The organism is Citrobacter cronae, from assembly GCF_016893685.1.
Lineage (GTDB): Bacteria > Pseudomonadota > Gammaproteobacteria > Enterobacterales > Enterobacteriaceae > Citrobacter > Citrobacter werkmanii.
This window is the reverse complement of sequence record NZ_CP069763.1, coordinates 3,158,418-3,178,417: the sequence shown is the minus strand read 5'-3', so window position 1 is coordinate 3,178,417 and position 20,000 is coordinate 3,158,418. Positions and strand designations below refer to the sequence as shown.

The window sequence follows — 20,000 nt, the reverse complement described above, 5'->3', positions numbered from 1 at the left end:
CTCATTGCGTGGTTCAGAGCAGCCACTCAATGGGTAACACCGACGCAAGCTTCACCAGAACCCGCTTCCAGAATCCTGTGGCGGGTTCTTTTTTCAGTACCTGTTCGCTGCCGGAAACGCGATCCACCCAATTAATTCTACCCCAGCGGTCGAGGCGCAGTTGCCAGGCCATGTCACGCTGGCTCTGCATAAAACGTTTATGGATCACTTCAGCCAGCACTTCACTCTCAATCACAAACCCCATTTCCGTATTAAGCAGCGTTGAACGGGGATCAAAATTAAGCGAGCCGATAAATACTTTTCGACCGTCAATACTGAAGGTTTTAGCATGCAGGCTGGAACCTGAATTACCGGTTAATCCGCGATCGTGGACCACCGAAACGCGTTCGCGGGTAGGTTTAAGTTCGTATAATTCTACCCCGTAGCGCAGCAGTTTTTTTCGCCATCGCGCATAGCCCGCATGAACGATAGCCACATCATTTGCCGCCAGCGAATTGGTTAAAATCGCAATCTTGACGCCTTTCCTTACCATTCTCAACAGCTGCGCCACCCCAGCCCGAGTCGGCACAAAGTAGGCGGAAATAATATCAATGCGTTCGCCCGGCGACCCCATCACATCAAACAAACGCTGCGGTAATAACGAATGGCGCGGCGCTTTCCCTTCACCTTTGACAGGATCATCACTCAGCAAACGCGTTTTCGCCCAAATCAGCGGCAGCGACTGCTGATCGAGGCTGGTCATAAACTGGCTGGTTTCCAGCTTATGCAGATAGCGACGAGTAATATCATCGTTATACCAGGATTCAGGCAGCTCGATACGCTGCGAAGAATCTGACTCCGACATCTCAAGTACGTTTTGTAACGTTGAAACAGAGCGGCAGTGCCAGTAACGCTCAAAATCATCCGCAACATCTTTGACAACGGGACCAATAGCCATGACGTCCAGATCGGAAAATAACGGTTGCTCACCCGCCCCAAAATAGGCATCACCAATATTACGCCCGCCCACGATGGTCACCACGCCGTCAGCGGTATAACTTTTATTGTGCATTCGCCGATTTAGCCGGGCAAAATCGGTCAAATAGCCCAGGGCGCGCAGAATGCGAAAGGAAAAGGGATTAAACAGACGAATTTCTATATTAGGATGGCTATCCAACAGCCGCAGCGTGTCATCAAGACCCGGCGTGTTGTTGTCATCCAACAGCAAGCGAACCTTCACTCCACGTTTCGCCGCCGCCAACAGAACTGAAAACAGCAACAGACCGGACATGTCGTTCTCCCAGATGTAGTACTGCACATCCAGTGTACGTTCCGCCATTTCTGTTAGTCGATAGCGAGCAGCAAAGGCATCCAGGCTGTCATCCAACGTAAGAATGCCACAATCTCCTGGGTGGTTAGCACAAAGTGGCGTGATGGCCCGCTCAAGTCGTGTCATATCAGTCCGTGTTCTTGTCACCTTGCCGGGAAAGTAGTCTCTTGTAGAGTTGAGCGTTTTCTTCGTCAAAACAAACAAAGTATATTTGATCGGGAAGCGTACGACGGGTAATAAATTTTAACACCGTATTTACCGCTATTTCTGCCGCTGCGGCGCGGGGATACCCGTAGACTCCGGTACTGATCGCCGGAAAAGCAATGGATTGATACCCATTGGCCAAGGCCAATTGCAGCGAGTTCAGATAAGCGTCTTCAAGACGTTCAGCCTCATGATGCCCTCCACCTTGCCAGACAGGTCCTACGGTATGAATGACCGCTTTTGCCGGAAGCGCCCCCGCCAGCGTGATAACGGCATGCCCGGTCGGGCATTCTCCCTGTTGCTGGATAACCTGTTTGCAGGCCTCCAGCAATGCGGGTCCGGCGGCGCGATGGATTGCACCATCAACACCACCACCTCCCAGTAGCGATGAATTCGCCGCGTTGACGATCACATCAACAGCGATCGTCGTAATATCGCCGTGTAACACATGCACGCGTGAATGCATAAATTCCCCCTGACAAAACACGATTCATCAAGTGTACAGCAGGGATTTCCTTGAAATCTCACTTTTTAACCACAAGTTTGCATGTCTAAGCCAGAATGGTTCATTTATATTCAATGTTAAGGATCGCCATGTTTTTCTGTTCATTGAGGTAATGCATTTTCACAGTAGCAATTTGCTGCACATTCTGAGGGGCAGCCGTGACCTGTTGATGATTATAGAGACTATTACGGGTGGTGCCATTGCGCATACAAGACAATTCGACCTGTTGTTGTTGGGTGTTAACGTCGCAGGGCGCTTCAACTATTGCGCCGCGAAAATGGATAACGCCGCCGGGCGAGATCTGTTGGGCCATTATGGGAAAAGTGAAAAGAGATAACGTACATAAACTGGCGCTAAAAATACGTTTAAAAAATGTGCACATAAGGGTTCCTCAATGATTAGTCATCCTTGAGGGATCTGAATGATCCTTCACCACTGCGAGTTACGATCAAATAAAAACGCTGTACGTTTCTATATTCATAGAACAGCGCCGCATTCCCAGCCACACCCTTAATGCAAATACAGCAAAAATTATGGCTGACTGGTTGAGTCAGGCCATTGTTGTGACAAATGCAGAGACTGCCCGTCCGAAACGGTAACGATAATTTTGACCGAATCCCCCGGTGAAATATTAAAGCTCAGTTTGGTTAGTTCAATCGGCCGATTAGCGGGGACCGAAAGGCTTGTTTTCTGCTGCGATTGGCTTTGTCCTCCCTCCCCCTTACGAACGGCAAGGACCTGGACCTCACAAACGCAGGGTTGGGCTAACGTCACCTGAGGAATAATGGTGTACATATCGCCTTGTTGGGTCGTATTGAATGTTATTTGATTTGTCAGCGCGGCAATGAGTAATAATGTATGCATCATATTCTCCCGAAAAAAAAACAGGGCTCACGCCCTGTTTATTATCAGTCAGAAAACTGAATTAGTGTTGGTTAGCTGTTGCATTGTTGCCAAAACCAACTTGCTGAATCAGCACATTGGAGTCAGAAGCAGTCTGATTAACCAGCGCGCCATTGCGGCCACCGAACTGGGTCACACTAATATCAGCATTTTTTGCATTCCACTGATCGATGGTGGCATTGTTCTGGAAGCCAGTCTGTTTCAGGCTAATAGTACTGTCATCAGCCCCCTGGCCTACGACCGCGCCATTACCACGCCCATGTTGGGTGATGGTGACATCTGATTTACGCGCATCGCTTTGCAGAGCATTCGCAGCGTTGTTTGAACCATATTGGTAGATACTCAACGAAGAGTCTGGGCCATAGTTGCTACCGCCGCCATGATGATTACCGCCCCATTGCGGAACAACACCAGCCAGAGCACTGCCAGAAACGACGATTGCTGCGAATGCTGCCACTTTTAATAGTTTCATGGTAAACCCCCATCGGATTGATTTAAACGTCGATAATGGATTAGCGTTGAGTTACGCGAATTGCCATTTGCGACTGTCTCTGCACCACAACTGCTGTTTTTTGTGTACCATACTGGGTAATATTCGCTTTATTACCAGAGCCTTTCTGGATAATTACAGCTGTATTACCATAAGAACCTTGTTTAATACTCGCGTCATTGGAACTACCCACCTGATCAATATATGCAAAGTTATATGATCCCGTCTGGTCCGTTTTCGCCCGGTTACCAGAACCTTCTTGCGAAATGACCGACAATAGCTTCGAGCCCCCCTGACGAGTATTTGCACTGTTCGCAGTGCCAACCTGACCAATAATGGCTGCCTGATTAAATGAAGACTTACTTAATTCATTTACCGCAAAGTTATATTCTGAATTAGCTAAATCATAACTTGTTGCGGATGCAATCCCAGGCACACCCAGTATTGTAAACATCATAAATAACAACTTGTTTTTCATGTTGTCACCCTGGACCTGGTCGTACATGAAGTTAAATTAGTTACCACTCAAATTGTTGTTAACATGACTTACATTTGTTAACGTCACGTTACGATGAAGAGTATGTCCGTTGAAACATTTTAAATAACTCACCCGCCAGTGGTATTTTTATATCCTGATTCACACCAAAGTATTAATTAACAGTAAAAAACACGGCTGCGACAACAGGTTCTATTTATTTTTTAACCCTGCAAGTGAATTTCTATGCAGTAACAAAAAAGTGCATTTTCCGCGATTTCCGGGCCTCCCAGCTTAGTGCTGCGATAGGCATAGGTACAAGTCGTGACAAGCATCATTTTTTTCTATCTAAAATTGTCCAACTTAAATCCAGGCGAAACAATCCGAATTCATTAGGAATGTAAAACTAACAAACTATAAATTTATTTATTTAATATCAATGCGATAACATAATTTGTATGATTTTTTAAATCTATGCAATAATGCTGAAATGTACAACTTTACTATCAAATCTAAACTCAATTAAAACCCAAAAATCACATTTTAATATATAAATTTACATTATGTAACATGTTTAACACTTGCTTTAAGATTTGTAATAGCTAGATTGAAAACAGTTGAAGTCCATTTGTTTTAATATTTTCACCCCGTTGGGTCGATATTTTATTTCTACACAGCAGTGCAACATCTGTCAGTACTTCTGGTGCCTCTATTTTAGTAGCGGCAGCTGTCAGGTGTGCGACTAAAAAGTGGAGTTTCATCATGTTTAATGAAGTCCATAGTATTCATGGTCATACATTATTGTTGATCACTAAACCTTCTCTGCAGGCAACTGCGTTATTACAACATTTAAAGCAATCACTGGCGTTAACCGGAAAACTACATAATATTCAACGTTCTCTGGATGATATTTCCTCCGGCTGTATTGTTTTAATGGATATGATGGAGGCAGATAAAAAACTGATCCATTACTGGCAAGATAATTTAAGCAGAAAAAACAACAATATAAAGACTTTATTGTTGAATACCCCTGATGATTATCCCTATCGGGATATTGAAAACTGGCCGCATATCAATGGTGTATTTTACGCAACCGAAGATGAACAACGTGTAGTCAGCGGCTTGCAAGGTGTGTTGCGCGGTGAATGCTACTTTTCGCAAAAGCTCGCCAGCTACCTGATCACGCATTCCGGAAATTACCGTTATAACAGCACGGAGTCGGCACTACTCACTCACCGTGAAAAAGAGATCCTTAATAAACTGCGTATCGGTGCCTCAAATATTGAAATCGCGCGTTCGCTGTTTATCAGTGAAAATACCGTGAAAACGCATCTTTATAATCTTTTCAAAAAGATAGCTGTCAAAAATCGTACGCAGGCGGTCTCGTGGGCCAATGATAACCTCAGGCGATAAAGCCATGAAACGCTATTTGAACTGGATTGTGGCAGCAAATTTGTTCTTTGCTGCCGGGAATCTACACGCGGCTGTAGAGGTGGAGGTTCCCGGACTGTTAACTGACCACACTGTCTCTTCCATTGGCCATGATTTTTATCGCGCCTTTAGTGACAAGTGGGAAAGCAAGTACACAGGAAACTTAACCATTAATGAAAGACCCAGTGCACGTTGGGGAAGTTGGATTACGATAACGGTTAATCAGGACGTTATCTTCCAGACCTTTTTATTCCCGACGAAAAGAGACTTCGACAAAATAGTGGTCTTCGCATTGGCAGAAACTGAGGAAGCATTAAATCGCCGGCAAATAGATCAAACACTATTAAGCACAAGCGATTTAGCGCGTGATGAATTCTAAAACATGATTTTGTCCGGAGGCTTTCATGCGTGTCAAACATGCAGTGGTTTTGCTCATGCTAATTTCGCCATTAAGTTGGGCCGGAAACATGACGTTCCAGTTCCGCAACCCTAACTTTGGTGGCAACCCAAACAACGGCTCTTTTTTATTAAATAGCGCTCAGGCGCAAAACTCATATAAAGATCCGAGCGCTGGCGACTACGGGATCGAAACCCCAACAGCACTGGATAACTTTACCCAGGCAATTCAGTCGCAAATACTCGGCGGCTTACTCACCAATATCAATACAGGTAAGCCGGGGAGGATGGTAACCAGTGACTTTATCGTTGATATCGCCAACCGGGATGGGCAACTGCAATTGAATGTCACTGACAGGAAAACGGGAAGAACTTCGACTATTGAAGTGTCAGGTTTACAAAACCAGTCAACCGATTTCTAAATGAGAGCCACGAAAGGAAAATATCATGCAGCGCTTACTTATCATGGTGGCAGTAATTTTACTCAGCGGATGCTTAACCGCCCCGCCTCAAGAGGCCGCTAAGCCGACATTAATGCCCCGAGCCCAAAGCTATAAAGATTTGACGCATCTGCCCATGCCTACAGGTAAGATATTTGTGTCGGTATACAACATTCAGGATGAGACTGGCCAGTTTAAGCCTTACCCGGCAAGTAACTTCTCTACCGCCGTCCCGCAAAGCGCCACGGCTATGCTCGTCACCGCATTGAAGGATTCTCGTTGGTTCGTCCCGCTGGAACGTCAGGGGTTACAGAACTTGCTTAACGAACGAAAAATCATTCGTGCGGCTCAGGAAAACGGTACAGTTGCCATTAATAACCGGATCCCACTCCAGTCTCTGACCGCTGCAAACGTCATGGTGGAAGGGTCCATTATTGGTTATGAAAGCAACGTAAAATCAGGTGGTGTCGGCGCGCGCTATTTCGGTATAGGCGCCGATACGCAATACCAGCTTGACCAGATAGCGGTAAACCTGCGTGTGGTTAACGTCAGTACCGGTGAGATCCTCTCATCGGTGAATACCAGCAAAACCATTCTGTCTTATGAAGTACAGGCAGGGGTGTTCCGCTTCATTGACTACCAGCGTCTGTTGGAGGGTGAAATTGGTTATACCTCTAACGAACCGGTTATGCTTTGTCTGATGTCAGCAATTGAAACCGGCGTTATCTTCCTGATTAATGACGGAATAGATCGCGGGTTGTGGGATTTGCAGGATAAGAAACAAGTTGATAATGACATCCTGGTTAAATACCGCCATATGTCGGTACCGCCAGAATCCTGATGGGTCATTACAGCATAAAAAGCGTGAGGGGAGCCTCACGCTTGTTTTATTTACTGGTCGGGGTTGGCGATATCCTGTTTTCACGGCGTGACGCCAGCCACAAGCCGCTATTTTTCATCGCATAGCCAAATACCAGACCCAGCGCCAAAGATGGCACGACCAGTCGCCAGTCCCCCTGCCCTGCAAACGTTGCACAAGCCCCAATAAACGTGCCCGGCACGAATGAAAGCAACCATTGCTTTGCCTGAATACACATCAAAAACGCGACAATTCCCGTCATGACATAGCCGACAATATCCATATGCGGGGCAAGCGCACTGCCGTTAATAATCACCAACGCCCACACCACACCGCTTAGCAGCGTACACGCCGAGATCCACAGCCCTTTCAGCCCACCTTGCGGACAGGCAAAGTAGGCAGTGCAGCCCAGAAACCCAGCCCAGCTGAGTAAACCGAGAGAAACGGCCACCCATCCCCAGATCCCGGAGAGAATGCCCGTTGTGATTGCAATTGAGAGAAGTATGTTCATGCCGCGCATCTTAGCAGAAAAACGGCATTGGAATGAGATCGCGCACACAAATTATGCAAGTTGATAAATTGTGTTGCAGTTTAGCGTGATTTAAATCACATTTATTCGTCTATCTCTTCCTGTAATTCGTCCCACATCGCACCAATCGCATCACGTGTCAGGGGCGCAATAGTACGCCAGAATGGCGTATTCGCATGCGCTTCAACTTTGCCCAGAAACGTGCCGCACCAGGGTAACAAGTAGTCTGCAAACAAGGTTTCAAGCGCTTCGCTTTCATCTTCCGCAGACTGGTCTTCAAGCCATGAAGCCGCCAGCAACAGCGTGCCAATATGATCTGCCGGCGTATCTGCCAGCGGCATTCCCCGGGCAGAAAGGAATGCACGCACATCCGATTCTTTAGCCCCTTCTACCCAGGCGCTGCGATAAGGCGGCACCGCGCAATCGTCTCCCACAAATAACTCGTTGTAATCCGCAGCCAACTGAGGCATATCGCAGCTCTTCTGCAGACGAGCCAGCAGTTCGTCCTGTTCCAGCGGCCAGTTGGCGGAGAGTTTACCTTCGCTAATCAGGGTAAACAGAGGAACCAGTAAAGGGTCCTGCGGTTGGCGGTAAAACAGCGAGCCCAGTACACGACACAGGATAGAAAACTCGTTCATTAATATATTCCAGTTAGTAACAATTACAGTTCAGCAAATTCCGCGATCGGCTCCATGCCTCGCGATTCCAGAAACGTCAGCAAGCGCTTTGGCGTAACGTTTAAAATTCGGTCTTCCGGGAAATTCACATCATCGAGTATTTTACGACATTCACCGAAATCTCCTAAGGTGAAAGCGGTATGTGAATCTGACCCTAACGCGACCCAGCCGCCGGCATCACGCACAGCCGCAGCAACAGCGCGGCAATTGTCCTCACTGCCCTTACGCGAATGCAAAAACGAAGAGTTGTTGATTTCCAACGCAACCTGGTATTTTGCCGCTGCCTGAGCAATCGCAGTGATATCGACGGGATATTTGGGGTTACCCGGGTGGCTGATGATATGGACGTTGCCACTGGCCATAGTGGCTATCATCGCCTGCGTATTCGTCTCTTTATCGTGTGGCGCAAAAACCGGCTCATGAAAGCCTGCGATAATCAGATCCAGGGAAGTGAACATCGGACCTGAACAGTCAATTTCGCCTTCAATATTTTTAATATTCGCTTCAATTCCGCGCAGGATCCCTATGCCGTCCACGACACGAGGCCAAATGCGCATATTAATAAAGTGCCAGTGGTGAGGCGCATCCGCCATGTCCGGTCCATGATCGGTAATGGCAAACAGCTTGATGCCTTTGCGACGAGCTTCAGCGATGTAATCACTTAAGGTGCTGTAGGCGTGGGTGCTGGCGACGGTATGCATATGCAGGTCAACGGGATACATAACTCTCTCCTGTAGTCATTTTCCGTCAAGGATAGCAGGTATCGCCGCCATTTATTAGCGGAAACCCGGCACTTGCCGGGTTGGCATTAGTATCCCCGTACGCGATCGACCTGACCCGTAACGGCTTTGCCACTTTCCAGACTCAAAATCGTACGGGAGATATAATCCACCGCTTCCGGCGGACGGGTAACAGCGGCGATGTGCGGTGTCATCGCCACTCGCGGATGTTTCCATAGCGGGCTGGTTTCCGGCAGCGGTTCACGGCTATAGACATCCAGCATGGCGCCTTTCACCTTGCCGCTGTCCAGCGATGCCAGAAGATCGTCTTCATTGAGATGAACGCCACGCGCCAGGTTCAGCACATAAGCGCCATCCTGTAACTGGCTAAGTAAACCAGCGTTAATGATGCCCACGGTTTCTGCCGTATTGGGTAGAAGATTGATAAGCACGCGAGTTTGACTCAAAAACGCACCCAGCTCTTCGGTACCGGCAAAGCTTTCCACGCCAGGCCAGGATTTACGCGTACGACTCCAGCAGCGCAGCGGGAACCCCCATGACTGCAAACTCTCGGCAACTTTCGCACCCAGGACCCCGGCCCCCATGATCCCGATGGTGAACTCATCGCGGGTATACTCTGGCAATGGTTGCCATTTCGCCTGATTTTTTAACGCCTGGTAATCATCAAAGCGACGAAACCAGTGCAACACCTGACTTACCGCATATTCCTGCATTTGCAGGCCCATACCCGTATCTTCCAGACGGAAAAGCGGGATCGAGGTATCCAACATTTCCGGGTGAGCGTTTAGCTTACTGAGAATGGAATCGACGCCAGCACCCAGCGCAAATACGGCTTTTAATTTTCGTCCCGCGAGCATTTCAACCGGCGGATGCCAAACCAGCGCATAGTCAGCATGCGCATTATCACCCGCTTTCCACTCACGGACGTTCGCGCCTGGTATTGCTTTTGCCAGCGCATTAATCCACCAGGTTGTTTCGAATGTTGGGTGATAAAAAATTATATCCATTTTGTCTCCTGAGCATTGCTATGCGGAACTTTCTCGCACTTATTATCATCATTTTTCGAGGGATCCTCAGAGTAGCAAATTTTAGGATGCTGGCAAAAAAAACAATTCCCGCTTATTTAAGCTCCAGATTGTTTGAAGTTTGTGTAAATGCACGTTTTTTTCAAAAAGTTGATTGACGCCGGGACGGTATTTCCCTAAATTAGCGCCCGTTCCGGTAGCACAGGAACAACAATATGGTGAGGTGTCCGAGTGGCTGAAGGAGCACGCCTGGAAAGTGTGTATACGGCAACGTATCGGGGGTTCGAATCCCCCCCTCACCGCCATATTTTAAGAAGAGCTCGTACGCAAGTACGGGCTTTTTTTTCGCATRTTGCACGYCTGCGGGGGATGARAAGCCCCGACCGGGGTTCGACTGCTGGCGCAGCCAGCTGGACAGACCGGGAGCATCGCGAACGGGCTGCCCCGAAGGGGCGAGCAAAGCGAGTCAATCCCCCCCTCACCGCCATATTTTAAGAAGAGCTCGTACGCAAGTACGGGCTTTTTTTTCGCATATTGCACGCCTGCGGGGGATGAGAAGCCCCGACCGGGGTTCTACTGCTGGCGCAGCCAGCTGGACAGACCGGGAGCATCGCGAACGGGCTGCCCCGAAGGGGCGAGCAAAGCGAGTCAATCCCCCCCTCACCGCCATATTTTAAGAAGAGCTCGTACGCAAGTACGGGCTTTTTTTCGCATATTGCACGCCCGTGGGGTTCTACTGCTGGTGTAGTGAGGATTAAAAGAAACGGCCCCTCTCACCACTGGCAAGAGGGGCCGTTCGTTATAACCGGCTGTCGATTATGCGCCTACTGGCACATTATGCGCGGTGTTTTGCAGCACCGGTCCGGTATATTTCTCTATCTGCAACTGTGACATCTGCCCGCAGTTCCCCTGCGCCAGGCTGGAGGAACCGACGTCAAAGGTCAGGCAGTTGACGTTACCGTTCTTGCACAGCGAACCAGGCTGTGACGGATCGGCCGGGTCAAACCACGCCCCTTCGCTGATCCGCACCACCCCTTCACGGACGTTATCGGTAATCACTGCCCCAACCAGGATCTGCCCGCGATCGTTAAAGGCACGAACCAGATCGCCCGCACTAATGCCACGTGCGCTGGCATCCTTCGGATGGATCCAGATAGCCTCACGGTCGGCTACTGCATACTTCTTACGTAGCGGCGTGTTGTCGAGCTGAGAGTGTAGACGGTTAATCGGGTGACCGGTATTCAGCGACAGCGGGTATTTCGCTGCTTCCGGCCCGCGATACCACTCGTGAGGCGGCATCCAGGTCGGGATCGCTTTACAGTCCTCGTAGCCCATTTTGGCAATGGCATCAGAATAGATTTCGATTTTGCCGGACGGGGTACCCAGTGGATTAAGCAGCGGGTTCTCGCGGAAATCAGCAAAGCGTACCCACTGTTTATTCTCTTCCGGAATCGGGAAGCGGATATAGTTGTTGGACGCCCAGAACATATCAAACGGCGGCAGCGCCACGCGTGCGTTACGCGCCTGAGCTTTCATGTCGTCATACATGCCTTTTAACCATAACATCTCATCTTTACCTTCGGTAAAGGCGTCGTGTACGCCGAGGATTTCGGCAATACCGGCAAAGACGTCAAAGTCATTTTTCGCTTCATGCTGCGGCGGCACACACTGGCGTAGCGGGAAGACGTAGAGCTGCGAGTAGTCGCCGCCCATGTCCAAATCGTTACGTTCATAGGTCGTGGTAACCGGCAGCACGATATCGGCATGTTTCGCCGTTGCCGTCCAGTAAGGTTCGTTGACAACCACGGTCTCCGGGTTCTGCCAGGCTTTGACCAGGTTATTGGTATCCTGATGTTGGTGGAAGGTATTCCCCCCCGCCACGTAGACCATTTTAATATCCGGGTAGGTCACTTTCGTGCCGTTATAATCAATGGTCTTGCCAGGGTTCGCCAGCGCATCGGCAATACGCGCTACCGGGAACGGTGTAATGTCTTTTGCCGCCGGAGAGGTTGGGCTACCCGCCGAGATCCCGGCGAGAATGCCGCCGCGCGCGGTCGGACTACCGCCGGAAGAGTAGTGATAGCTAAAGCCGAAGCCGCCGCCAGGCAGACCAATCTGCCCCAGCATCGACGCCAGGGTCACCATCATCCAGTGCGCCTGCTCGCCGTGATGTTGGCGCTGAATGCCCCAGCCGCCCATGATCATGGTGCGGTGTTTTGCCATATCGCGCGCCAGCTGTTTGATCACCTCGGCGTCAACACCGCTGATGTCCGCCGCCCAATTGGCGTCTTTCACAATACCGTCGTCCTGACCGGTCAGATACGCTTCAAACTTATCGAAGCCGACGGTATAGGTTTTCAGGAAGTCAGCGTTATGCAGTTTTTCCACCAACAGCGTATGGGCAATCCCCGCCATCAGCGCGCAGTCGGTATAGCTGTGCGGGCCAATCCACTCGGCACCCAGCATGCGGGCGCTGTCGCTGTGCACCGGATCGATACAGATCATCCGGGTGCCTTTTTTCTTCAGCGCTTCAAAACCAGTCTGGCTGACGTGATCCGGCAGGTTCCAGCTGTTTTTAAGCGTGATCATAGGGTTACAGCCAATCATCACCACCAGCTCGGTGTTTTCAATGACGTTCGGCCATGCGGTCTGCTGCTCGTAAACCTCAACAGAGCCCACTACATGCGGCATAATTACCTGTGCGGCACCGGTCGAGTAGTCGCCGGAGTAGCCGACAAAACCGCCTGCCAGGTTCATCATGCGCTGCAGTAGCGTTCTTGGGTTGTGGAACATCCCCACGCTTTTCCAGCCATAAGAGCCCGCATAGATAGAGGACGGTCCGTGCTCTTTCTGCAGACGGCTGATTTCACCGGCCACCAGATGCAGCGCCTTATCCCAGCTCACGCGCACCCACTCATCGCGGCCACGCAGCTCTGGTTTACAGTCTTTCGCGCCGCCTTCCAGCCAGCTTTTACGCACCATCGGGTACTTGATGCGGTTTTCGGCATACACCTGATAAGGTGCCATGGTAATCAGTTCGTTCGGATACGGATCGTCTTTCACCGGACGAACGTCAACCATTTTGCCATCGCGGACAATCGCTTCAAACGCGCCCCAGTGGGCGCCGGTCAGAATGCCGCTTTCCGCCTGGCGTAACGCTACAAACTGCGGCAGCGCCTGGCTTATCGCTTCGGCCAGCGCCGAGCGTGGCCACATTCCCGCCAGCAGCGGCGCCGCCATTAAAGCTCCGGCACCAGCCAGAAAACGGCGACGAGTCAGATTCATACCTGCTTCCTGGCTCTGCTGCGCCATGTCATGGTCATTATTCTTTTTCATCATGGCTCCTTATTTTTTGTCCTGATCGGCTGCTGCGGGCATGTCGCTCGCGTGTTTTTGTACGTACTGGGTCAGAAGACGAACCTGTTCCTGCGTCAGCGACGTACGACCGGACATGCCTTTAACCACCCCAATCCACTGGTTGGCGTTAAAGCGATTCAACTCGGTAAGACCGTGGCAACCGGTACAGTTGTTAGCCATGAGTTCGGAGGCGTAGCTCCAGATTTTTTGTTGATCGCCAATCAGACTTTTCGCCGGCAGCCAGACCTGCAGATCGACTTCATGCCAGACCTGTTTCGTCTCTTCATCGGTTACCGTGCTGTTCACTTTCAACGCCTTACGCGCTTCCTCACCCAGCAGGGCGCTCATGATGCGTTTACCACGCGCGGCGTAGAACGCCTCGGTGACGCCATCCTGCTGCCAGCCTTTGACGTCAGCCAGTACCATATCACCGTCACGTTTCACTACCTGCACTTCGGTGGAAGCCATCAGGTTACCGTCGTTATGATCGGTTGTTTTCTCACTAAGCCAGAACGGTTGGGTTTGAATGGTGTACAACGTGGTCGCCGTTGCCGGCGTTTTCGCTGCCGCATTCGCCAGTTCGCTCGCCCCTGCTGCCGCCAGGCCACTCATGTTCGGTAGAATGTGTGCGACGCCTTTATGACAATCGATACAGGTTTGGCCCTCTTTGATCGCCACCGGGTGCTGCTTACGGGCTTCAGGCGTTTGCGCCAGTATATCCATCGCTTTGTAGTCGTGGCAGGAACGACAGGTTGCCGAGTCGTTCTTCTTCAACCCATCCCAGACGCTCTGGGCCATCGCGAGCTTATGCGCCTCGTATTTTTCTGGGGTATCGATTTTGCCGGTCATTTCACCCCAGACATCTTTCAGGGCGCCAATTTTGGTCAGCATATAATCGATCGGTTGGTGGGGAACGTGGCAATCGGCACACTCGGCGCGAATACCTTTATTGTTCTGGAAATGCACACTGCCCTGATATTCCGCCAGAGGTTGTTGCATGGTATGACACGACACGCAGAATTCAGTGTCGCTGGTTTTATGCATGATAGTTGCCGTACCCGCCAGCAGCACGACACCAATAATGATCCCAACCAGCAGGGCGATAAATATAATTTTTCGCCTACCTGAACGTTCCAGTGAAAGTTTTCTCATCTTATTATTTAACCCTTTTCCTAAAATAAAGACGCAATAGTCCTTGCCACATGACAATCGCTATATAAAAATATTTATAGCGATTACCGTCATCTTCTACTCCAACAATGCTTATGGAAGTTTGATTCTGCGGGCTAATCATCAGAGGTTGATTAGCCGATAATTTCAGCGTGGTATCACATTGCAAATCGAACAAACCTTCGCGCAAATGTTGATATATTTTGATTATTTCAGTGTAGCGATTTGTTCTTTTTTCGCGCGGTCGATACTACGAATAATGATCTCTCGTTGGCTATCGTCCGGCGGTAACAGTTTCAGCATCAGTTGCCATGCTGCTATCGCTTTATCATATTGTTGATGCTCAAAGGCGTTAAACGCCACAAGGCTGAGTACCCTTACATCGTTATGGTTATTTTTAAGCAACGTATCAAGCAACTGCTGGGCTTCACGGCTATCATTCGGATCCGTAGAGTGCAGCAATGCTTCGGTATAGCCCAGTTGCGCATCCGCATTTCCCGGCGCCAACTGTCGCGCTTTATCAAACGCCTGTAACGCAGCCCCGGGGTTATTCAGCACCAGTTGTAACCTACCGAGCATCGTCCAGCTTAGCTGGTCTGCCGGATATTGCTGCAGACGAGTACGTAGCCCCAGCGCCAGGCGAAACAGCTCTTCTTCCGACAGCGGTTTCCCCTGGGGATCCATCACGCGCTGCATCAGTTGCGGCGTTTGCTGCACGACCTGCTGCCACTCAATTACACGGGGGACGTAACTCGTTCGGACGAATACCCCTACGCATAAAGAGGTTAGTATAATAACCCCGAGAATATACACCCAATAGCTACTATTTTTGTTATCCGTTTTTGGCGACTCAGGCAAATCTTCCAATAAATTCAAGCGTAAATCGTCAACCAACTGCTGTTGCTGAGCCGCATTTACCGGAGAAATGTCTTCATCAAGCTCCTGAAGACGCGCACGAAAAATCATATGATTCATCGTATTACGATCAACGCGCTGTCTGCCTGACCAAGGAATAAACAGCAGTGCCGCCGTCCCCAGCAGTAAAATCATCATGATAAGAAAAGCGACGATCATTTCAGGGTCCTTTTGTTTTCATCGAGAAGCGCTTGCAAACGCGCCTGCTCATGCGGACTAAGTTCCGTTTCCCGCGCTGCCCGCGGGCGACGGCTTAAACGGAAAATGACCAGCGCGCCGCCCAGTACAAAACAGGCGGGCAGCAGCCAGAGGATCAGCGTCGCCAACGTTACCGGCGGCTCATAGGTGACGAAGTTACCGTAGCGCGCCACCATATAATCGGTAATTTGCTGATTGCTTTGCCCCTCCGCCATCAGTTGCCAGACTTTTTTACGCATATCGGCGGCAATCATCGAATTGGAGTCGGCAATACTGTTGTTTTGGCATTTCGGGCAGCGCAGTTGCGCGGTCAGTTGGCGGAACTGTTGCTCCTGAGCCTCATTTTTAAACGGATAAGTGTCAATCGCCGCCAGCGCCTGAAACGATAGCAGCGCCGTTAGCAACGTCATTAGCAAAAATCTCACGCGCTGCCCTCCCGACTGTATTTATTCCACAACGGCAGGATTTCCTGCTGCCATACCTGTTCGTTCAGATCGCCTGCATGGCGGTAGCGAATAATGCCTTTGCCGTCGATAAGAAAGGTTTCCGGCGCACCGTAGACACCGAGATCCAATCCCAGCATACCGTCACCATCAAACACCCCCTGCGCGTATGGATTACCCAGCTCCTGCAGCCAGTCCAGCGCCTTCTGGCGATCGTCTTTATAGTTAATGCCCACGATGCGAATACCCTGCGCCGCGAGGGAACGCAGGTATTGGTGCTCCGCGCGGCAAGTTGGACACCAGGTCGCCCAGACGTTAAGCAGCACCGGCTTACCATTGATAATACTGGACGCGTCCAGCATCACGTCAGGCTTCTCCAGCGACGCCAGATGAAACGCGGGGAGCGGTTTGCCAACCAGCGCCGACTCCAGCGCCGTCGGGTCATCGCCGTCGCTATTGCGCAGCAGTTGCCACATCAGCGCCGCCACCAGAACCAGAAAGATAACCAGCGGCAGATAAAGGACTTTGCGGTTCATTGTGCGTTCTCCGGCAGCGATTTACGTAAGCGGTAGCGCGGGTCCAGAATGCACAATACGCCACCAAGCGCCATTAACATTCCGCCAAACCAGATCCAGCGAACAAACGGTTTGTAGTACAGGCGCACCGCCCAACTGCCGTCATCCAGTTCTTCACCCAGCGCGGCATACAGATCGCGCACCAACCCGCCGTCGATGGCGGCCTCGGTCATCTCCATCCGGCTGCTGCTGTAGACACGTTTTTCTGCCCGCAGCGTGCTGATATGCCGCCCGTCCTGCGAGACGTCAATCACCGCTTCACCGCCAAAATAGTTCGGACCTGTAATGTCCTGAACGTCGCGGAAGACAAAGTGATATTGATGAATATCGACGCTATCGCCCGGCTTCATACGCACATCGCGCTCAATGCTATAGTTCTGGCTAAAGGCGATGCCAATCACCGTCACCACCAGCCCGACATGCCCAGCCACCATCCCCCAGTGGCTGCGTCCCAGGCGAGTTAGCCCGCGCCAGAAGGTATGGCGATCGGTAGCGCGCTCCACTACCTCCATCACTGTCAGAACCAACGCCCACAGCGACATCAGCAGACCAAGCACGGTCATCGCCTTAATACGGTCCTGCATCAGCCACGGCAGCACCACGGCCAGCACAATCGACACCAGCGCCGCAACCAGCAGCCGCTTACGCAGCTTATGCAATTCATCGCGCCGCCAGCGCACCAGCGGCCCAATCCCCAACAGTAGCGAGAAGGGAATCATCAGCACGATAAACAGCGAATTAAAGAATGGTTCACCAATTGAGATACTACCCAGCCCCAATAATTTATGAATCAGCGGCAGTAGTGTGCCCAACAGCACCACCAACATCGCGGCGATCAGCAGGACGTTATTCCCCAACAGCAGCGACTCGCGCGACCACAGCTCATGACGTACCCGAGAGCGCACCTTCCCGCCTTTAATGGCAAACAACAGCAGCGAACCGCCGATGGTGATCACCAGCAGCGCCAAAATAAACAGGCCGCGCGTCGGATCGGAGGCGAATGAGTGTACAGAGATGAGCACCCCGGAACGCACCAGGAAGGTACCGAGCAGGCAGAGCGAGAAGGCAAGGATTGCCAGCAGCACGGTCCAGGACTTGAAGCTACCCCGCTTCTCCGTTACTGACAGTGAGTGAATCAGCGCCGTGCCGGCCAGCCACGGCATCAGCGAGGCGTTTTCGACCGGATCCCAGAACCACCAACCACCCCAGCCCAGCTCGTAGTATGCCCAGGCAGAACCCAACACGATGCCCACCGTCAGGAAGCTCCACGCCGCCAGCGTCCACGGACGCGACCAGCGCGCCCAGGCGCTGTCCAGACGCCCGGTCATTAACGAGGCGATGGCAAAAGCAAAGGCGACGGAAAAACCCACGTACCCCATGTACAGCATCGGTGGATGAAAAATCAGTCCAATATCCTGCAGCATCGGATTCAGATCGCGGCCCTCAATCGGAAAGTCCGGCAGCGTACGTACAAACGGGTTCGAGGTCAGCAGGATGAACACCAGGAAGCAGAAGGAGATCATCCCCATCACCGCCAGCACGCGGGAAGATGCTTCCAGGGGAATGTTGCGGCTCAGCGCCGCCACAGCAAAGGTCCAGCCGCTCATCAGTAGCACCCACAGCAGCAGCGACCCTTCGTGCGCCCCCCAGGTAGCCGCCACGCGATACCATACTGGCAGCAGCGTATTCGAGTTGCTGGCGACATACTGAACGGTGAAATCATTCACCACAAAAGCATAAACCAGTATCAGGAATGACCCGAGGATCGCCGCAAACATGGCGAACGACAGCGGTTTCGCCAGCGCCATCATCCGCGTATCCTGGCGCATCGCGCCCCAGGTCGGATACAGCCCGAGCAGGCAGGAAATACCCAGCGCCAGGCACAGCAGAAAATGCCCAATTTCAGGGATCATTGCGCGGCTCCTTGTTGATTCCCGGCAGGGTGATGATTTTCATCCATCGCCTCTTTAATCTCCGGAGGGGTATAGTTTTCATCATGTTTCGCCAGCACCTCTTTGGCGCGAATATGGGTACCGTCTTGCAGTGTTCCTTGTGCCACCACTCCCTGCCCTTCTCTGAACAGCGCTGGCAGGATCCCCGTATAGCTCACCTCTACCACGCCGCGCGCATCGTAGAGCTTAAAGGTCACGTCCAGCGTTTTATCGTCACGCTTCACGCTGCCGGGCATCACCATGCCGCCAATGCGCAGGCGCTGTCCCGGTTCCGGCTTCTGGCCATTTTCCCGCTTGCCGTAAATGATTTCCCCCGGCGTATAGAAGAGATCGATATTTGCGCTGAGCGCATACATCACCAGTCCGACCGTCAGCGCCAGTCCTCCCAACACGCTACAGGCAAGCCAGAGTCGTACCTTACGACGCGGATTCACAACGCCTCTCCTTTTTTACGCGCCGCCTGCATCCGGCGCTCGCGCGCCATTTGACGCTGTACGTCAGCCAGCAGCGCCCTGCGCTGCCAGCAGGCATGCCAGACCACAACCAGCAGCGAGAGCGCCGTCACGGCAACCGCCAGCCAGACATAAAAGGCGTAGCCGCCCATCTGCCAGAAATCACTCCAGGAGTGGAAAGCGCTGGTCATGAATTAACCTCGCTCTTGCGCCCGGAAACCAGCTGCGCCACCCATGGGCGACGACGTTCCTGCAGCAGAATCAAATTACGCATACGCATTAATGTCAGAGTAATAAAAAGGAATAAGAAGCCGAAAATCGTTAAACGCAACGGCATACGCATAGATGGATCGATGGTTTTCTGCATATTGGTCGACCCCTGATGCAGGGTGTTCCACCATTCAACGGAAAAATGAATAATCGGCAAATTGACTACCCCGACCAGAACGAGGATCCCGGCGGCGCGCCCGGCCAGGCGGCGGTCGTCAAAGGCGTGATACAAGCCAATCACGCCGACATATAAGAACAGCAGCACCAGCTCGGAGGTCAGACGCGCATCCCACACCCACCAGGTTCCCCACATTGGTTTGCCCCAGGCCGAACCGGTGACCAGCGCGATGAAGGTATAGACAGCGCCGGGAAGCGCCATCGCAATCACCGCGTTGTCCGCCATTTTCATTTGCCAAATCAGGCCCACAAAGGCGGTCACCGCCATCGAGCCATAAATCCCCATCGACCAGATAGCCGCGGGCACATGCAGATACATGATGCGATAGCTTTCGCCCTGCTGATAATCCGCTGGGGCGTAGACAAAGCCCCAGATGCAGCCCACCACCAGAAACAGCGCGCTCAGGAGAGCCATTGCCGGAATAAATCGCCCGCAGACCTTATACAACCGCTCTGGAATGGCGAGTTGGTGTAACGCTTTCCACATTTTTTCTTTGCCTCATATTCC

General features: G+C 51.5%; 23 protein-coding genes and 1 tRNA gene. 5 read left to right on the top strand and 19 right to left on the bottom strand.

Annotated elements, in window-relative coordinates:
- Window positions 1–13: 13 nt before the first annotated feature.
- The 6 genes from JSN25_RS13645 to csgB form a co-directional block, all read right to left on the bottom strand.
- Window positions 14–1,504, bottom strand: coding sequence for a phospholipase D family protein (locus JSN25_RS13645; RefSeq protein ID WP_369711276.1), 1,491 nt, complete (start codon window positions 1,502–1,504; stop codon window positions 14–16).
- Window positions 1,437–1,979, bottom strand: coding sequence for an O-acetyl-ADP-ribose deacetylase (ymdB, locus tag JSN25_RS13640; protein ID WP_038639630.1), 543 nt, complete (start codon window positions 1,977–1,979; stop codon window positions 1,437–1,439). Before ymdB ends, JSN25_RS13645 begins: the two co-directional genes overlap by 68 nt.
- A gap of 100 nt (window positions 1,980–2,079) precedes the next feature.
- Complete coding sequence (locus JSN25_RS13635) at window positions 2,080–2,400, bottom strand: type 1 fimbrial protein (protein WP_085048537.1); 321 nt, start codon at window positions 2,398–2,400, stop codon at window positions 2,080–2,082.
- Window positions 2,401–2,549: 149 nt separating this feature from the next.
- A complete protein-coding gene (gene csgC, locus JSN25_RS13630) occupies window positions 2,550–2,882 on the bottom strand; it encodes a curli assembly chaperone CsgC (protein WP_038639625.1) in 333 nt (110 codons plus the stop codon).
- Window positions 2,883–2,943: 61 nt separating this feature from the next.
- Entirely contained in the window at window positions 2,944–3,393 is a 450-nt protein-coding gene (gene csgA / locus JSN25_RS13625) for a curli major subunit CsgA (protein WP_006685125.1), read from the bottom strand.
- Between the two features lie 40 nt (window positions 3,394–3,433).
- On the bottom strand, window positions 3,434–3,889 hold the full coding sequence (gene csgB, locus JSN25_RS13620; RefSeq protein WP_032939898.1) for a curli minor subunit CsgB: 456 nt from the start codon (window positions 3,887–3,889) through the stop codon (window positions 3,434–3,436).
- 759 nt (window positions 3,890–4,648) lie between these two features.
- Between csgB and csgD the strand changes: the two genes are divergently transcribed.
- From csgD to csgG, 4 genes are read left to right on the top strand one after another with little or no spacing between them, the layout of a single operon-like run.
- On the top strand, window positions 4,649–5,299 hold the full coding sequence (gene csgD / locus JSN25_RS13615) for a biofilm master transcriptional regulator CsgD (RefSeq protein WP_069323303.1): 651 nt from the start codon (window positions 4,649–4,651) through the stop codon (window positions 5,297–5,299).
- Between the two features lie 4 nt (window positions 5,300–5,303).
- Window positions 5,304–5,696: a curli production assembly/transport protein CsgE gene (gene csgE, locus JSN25_RS13610; RefSeq protein WP_038639617.1), complete on the top strand. Its 393-nt coding sequence runs from the start codon at window positions 5,304–5,306 to the stop codon at window positions 5,694–5,696.
- Between the two features lie 25 nt (window positions 5,697–5,721).
- A complete protein-coding gene (gene csgF, locus JSN25_RS13605; RefSeq protein WP_016152599.1) occupies window positions 5,722–6,135 on the top strand; it encodes a curli production assembly/transport protein CsgF in 414 nt (137 codons plus the stop codon).
- A 25-nt stretch (window positions 6,136–6,160) separates the two neighbouring features.
- Complete coding sequence (csgG, locus tag JSN25_RS13600; RefSeq protein WP_003036082.1) at window positions 6,161–6,994, top strand: curli production assembly/transport protein CsgG; 834 nt, start codon at window positions 6,161–6,163, stop codon at window positions 6,992–6,994.
- 46 nt (window positions 6,995–7,040) lie between these two features.
- Here csgG and JSN25_RS13595 read toward each other — a convergent pair whose 3' ends face one another.
- The 4 genes from JSN25_RS13595 to ghrA form a co-directional block, all read right to left on the bottom strand.
- The gene (locus tag JSN25_RS13595; RefSeq protein ID WP_038639615.1) at window positions 7,041–7,523 is read right to left on the bottom strand and encodes a DUF1097 domain-containing protein; all 483 of its coding nucleotides are present in this window, start codon (window positions 7,521–7,523) and stop codon (window positions 7,041–7,043) included.
- 101 nt (window positions 7,524–7,624) lie between these two features.
- On the bottom strand, window positions 7,625–8,179 hold the full coding sequence (locus JSN25_RS13590; protein ID WP_204525026.1) for a TorD/DmsD family molecular chaperone: 555 nt from the start codon (window positions 8,177–8,179) through the stop codon (window positions 7,625–7,627).
- 23 nt (window positions 8,180–8,202) lie between these two features.
- Window positions 8,203–8,940, bottom strand: a complete 738-nt coding sequence (locus tag JSN25_RS13585; protein ID WP_038639608.1) for a phosphatase — start codon at window positions 8,938–8,940, stop codon at window positions 8,203–8,205.
- Between the two features lie 86 nt (window positions 8,941–9,026).
- Window positions 9,027–9,965 (bottom strand): glyoxylate/hydroxypyruvate reductase GhrA, encoded by a 939-nt coding sequence (gene ghrA / locus JSN25_RS13580; protein ID WP_150344892.1) that lies wholly within the window; start codon window positions 9,963–9,965, stop codon window positions 9,027–9,029.
- Window positions 9,966–10,200: 235 nt separating this feature from the next.
- Between ghrA and JSN25_RS13575 the strand changes: the two genes are divergently transcribed.
- A tRNA-Ser gene (locus JSN25_RS13575) sits at window positions 10,201–10,288 on the top strand.
- 511 nt (window positions 10,289–10,799) lie between these two features.
- On the opposite strand, the gene torA is transcribed toward JSN25_RS13575, so the two are convergent.
- The 9 genes from torA to JSN25_RS13530 form a co-directional block, all read right to left on the bottom strand.
- Entirely contained in the window at window positions 10,800–13,319 is a 2,520-nt protein-coding gene (gene torA / locus JSN25_RS13570; protein WP_087856998.1) for a trimethylamine-N-oxide reductase TorA, read from the bottom strand.
- Window positions 13,320–13,328: 9 nt separating this feature from the next.
- Window positions 13,329–14,492: a NapC/NirT family cytochrome c gene (locus JSN25_RS13565; RefSeq protein ID WP_069323301.1), complete on the bottom strand. Its 1,164-nt coding sequence runs from the start codon at window positions 14,490–14,492 to the stop codon at window positions 13,329–13,331.
- Between the two features lie 225 nt (window positions 14,493–14,717).
- Window positions 14,718–15,584: a c-type cytochrome biogenesis protein CcmI gene (ccmI, locus tag JSN25_RS13560; protein WP_087856996.1), complete on the bottom strand. Its 867-nt coding sequence runs from the start codon at window positions 15,582–15,584 to the stop codon at window positions 14,718–14,720.
- Complete coding sequence (locus tag JSN25_RS13555; protein WP_233638414.1) at window positions 15,581–16,048, bottom strand: cytochrome c-type biogenesis protein; 468 nt, start codon at window positions 16,046–16,048, stop codon at window positions 15,581–15,583. The genes ccmI and JSN25_RS13555 overlap by 4 nt, the downstream gene beginning before the upstream one ends.
- On the bottom strand, window positions 16,045–16,602 hold the full coding sequence (locus JSN25_RS13550; RefSeq protein WP_204525025.1) for a DsbE family thiol:disulfide interchange protein: 558 nt from the start codon (window positions 16,600–16,602) through the stop codon (window positions 16,045–16,047). The genes JSN25_RS13555 and JSN25_RS13550 overlap by 4 nt, the downstream gene beginning before the upstream one ends.
- A complete protein-coding gene (locus JSN25_RS13545; protein ID WP_085048542.1) occupies window positions 16,599–18,554 on the bottom strand; it encodes a heme lyase CcmF/NrfE family subunit in 1,956 nt (651 codons plus the stop codon). The genes JSN25_RS13550 and JSN25_RS13545 overlap by 4 nt, the downstream gene beginning before the upstream one ends.
- Window positions 18,551–19,027, bottom strand: a complete 477-nt coding sequence (ccmE, locus tag JSN25_RS13540; RefSeq protein ID WP_042309391.1) for a cytochrome c maturation protein CcmE — start codon at window positions 19,025–19,027, stop codon at window positions 18,551–18,553. The genes JSN25_RS13545 and ccmE overlap by 4 nt, the downstream gene beginning before the upstream one ends.
- Entirely contained in the window at window positions 19,024–19,236 is a 213-nt protein-coding gene (ccmD, locus tag JSN25_RS13535; protein ID WP_085048543.1) for a heme exporter protein CcmD, read from the bottom strand. The genes ccmE and ccmD overlap by 4 nt, the downstream gene beginning before the upstream one ends.
- Window positions 19,233–19,979 (bottom strand): heme ABC transporter permease, encoded by a 747-nt coding sequence (locus JSN25_RS13530; protein WP_085048544.1) that lies wholly within the window; start codon window positions 19,977–19,979, stop codon window positions 19,233–19,235. The genes ccmD and JSN25_RS13530 overlap by 4 nt, the downstream gene beginning before the upstream one ends.
- Window positions 19,980–20,000: the final 21 nt, after the last annotated feature.

Coding starts and splice junctions, on each gene's coding strand:
- JSN25_RS13550 (WP_204525025.1), bottom strand. CDS start 16,602: ATGAACCGCAAAGTCCTTTATCTGCCGCTGGTTATCTTTCTGGTTCTG.
- csgB (WP_032939898.1), bottom strand. CDS start 3,889: ATGAAAAACAAGTTGTTATTTATGATGTTTACAATACTGGGTGTGCCT.
- csgE (WP_038639617.1), top strand. CDS start 5,304: ATGAAACGCTATTTGAACTGGATTGTGGCAGCAAATTTGTTCTTTGCT.
- JSN25_RS13545 (WP_085048542.1), bottom strand. CDS start 18,554: ATGATCCCTGAAATTGGGCATTTTCTGCTGTGCCTGGCGCTGGGTATT.
- JSN25_RS13530 (WP_085048544.1), bottom strand. CDS start 19,979: ATGTGGAAAGCGTTACACCAACTCGCCATTCCAGAGCGGTTGTATAAG.
- JSN25_RS13635 (WP_085048537.1), bottom strand. CDS start 2,400: ATGTGCACATTTTTTAAACGTATTTTTAGCGCCAGTTTATGTACGTTA.
- csgA (WP_006685125.1), bottom strand. CDS start 3,393: ATGAAACTATTAAAAGTGGCAGCATTCGCAGCAATCGTCGTTTCTGGC.
- csgG (WP_003036082.1), top strand. CDS start 6,161: ATGCAGCGCTTACTTATCATGGTGGCAGTAATTTTACTCAGCGGATGC.
- ghrA (WP_150344892.1), bottom strand. CDS start 9,965: ATGGATATAATTTTTTATCACCCAACATTCGAAACAACCTGGTGGATT.
- torA (WP_087856998.1), bottom strand. CDS start 13,319: ATGAAAAAGAATAATGACCATGACATGGCGCAGCAGAGCCAGGAAGCA.
- ccmD (WP_085048543.1), bottom strand. CDS start 19,236: ATGACCAGCGCTTTCCACTCCTGGAGTGATTTCTGGCAGATGGGCGGC.
- csgF (WP_016152599.1), top strand. CDS start 5,722: ATGCGTGTCAAACATGCAGTGGTTTTGCTCATGCTAATTTCGCCATTA.
- JSN25_RS13565 (WP_069323301.1), bottom strand. CDS start 14,492: ATGAGAAAACTTTCACTGGAACGTTCAGGTAGGCGAAAAATTATATTT.
- ccmI (WP_087856996.1), bottom strand. CDS start 15,584: ATGATCGTCGCTTTTCTTATCATGATGATTTTACTGCTGGGGACGGCG.
- csgC (WP_038639625.1), bottom strand. CDS start 2,882: ATGCATACATTATTACTCATTGCCGCGCTGACAAATCAAATAACATTC.
- JSN25_RS13590 (WP_204525026.1), bottom strand. CDS start 8,179: ATGAACGAGTTTTCTATCCTGTGTCGTGTACTGGGCTCGCTGTTTTAC.
- JSN25_RS13595 (WP_038639615.1), bottom strand. CDS start 7,523: ATGAACATACTTCTCTCAATTGCAATCACAACGGGCATTCTCTCCGGG.
- JSN25_RS13585 (WP_038639608.1), bottom strand. CDS start 8,940: ATGTATCCCGTTGACCTGCATATGCATACCGTCGCCAGCACCCACGCC.
- ymdB (WP_038639630.1), bottom strand. CDS start 1,979: ATGCATTCACGCGTGCATGTGTTACACGGCGATATTACGACGATCGCT.
- csgD (WP_069323303.1), top strand. CDS start 4,649: ATGTTTAATGAAGTCCATAGTATTCATGGTCATACATTATTGTTGATC.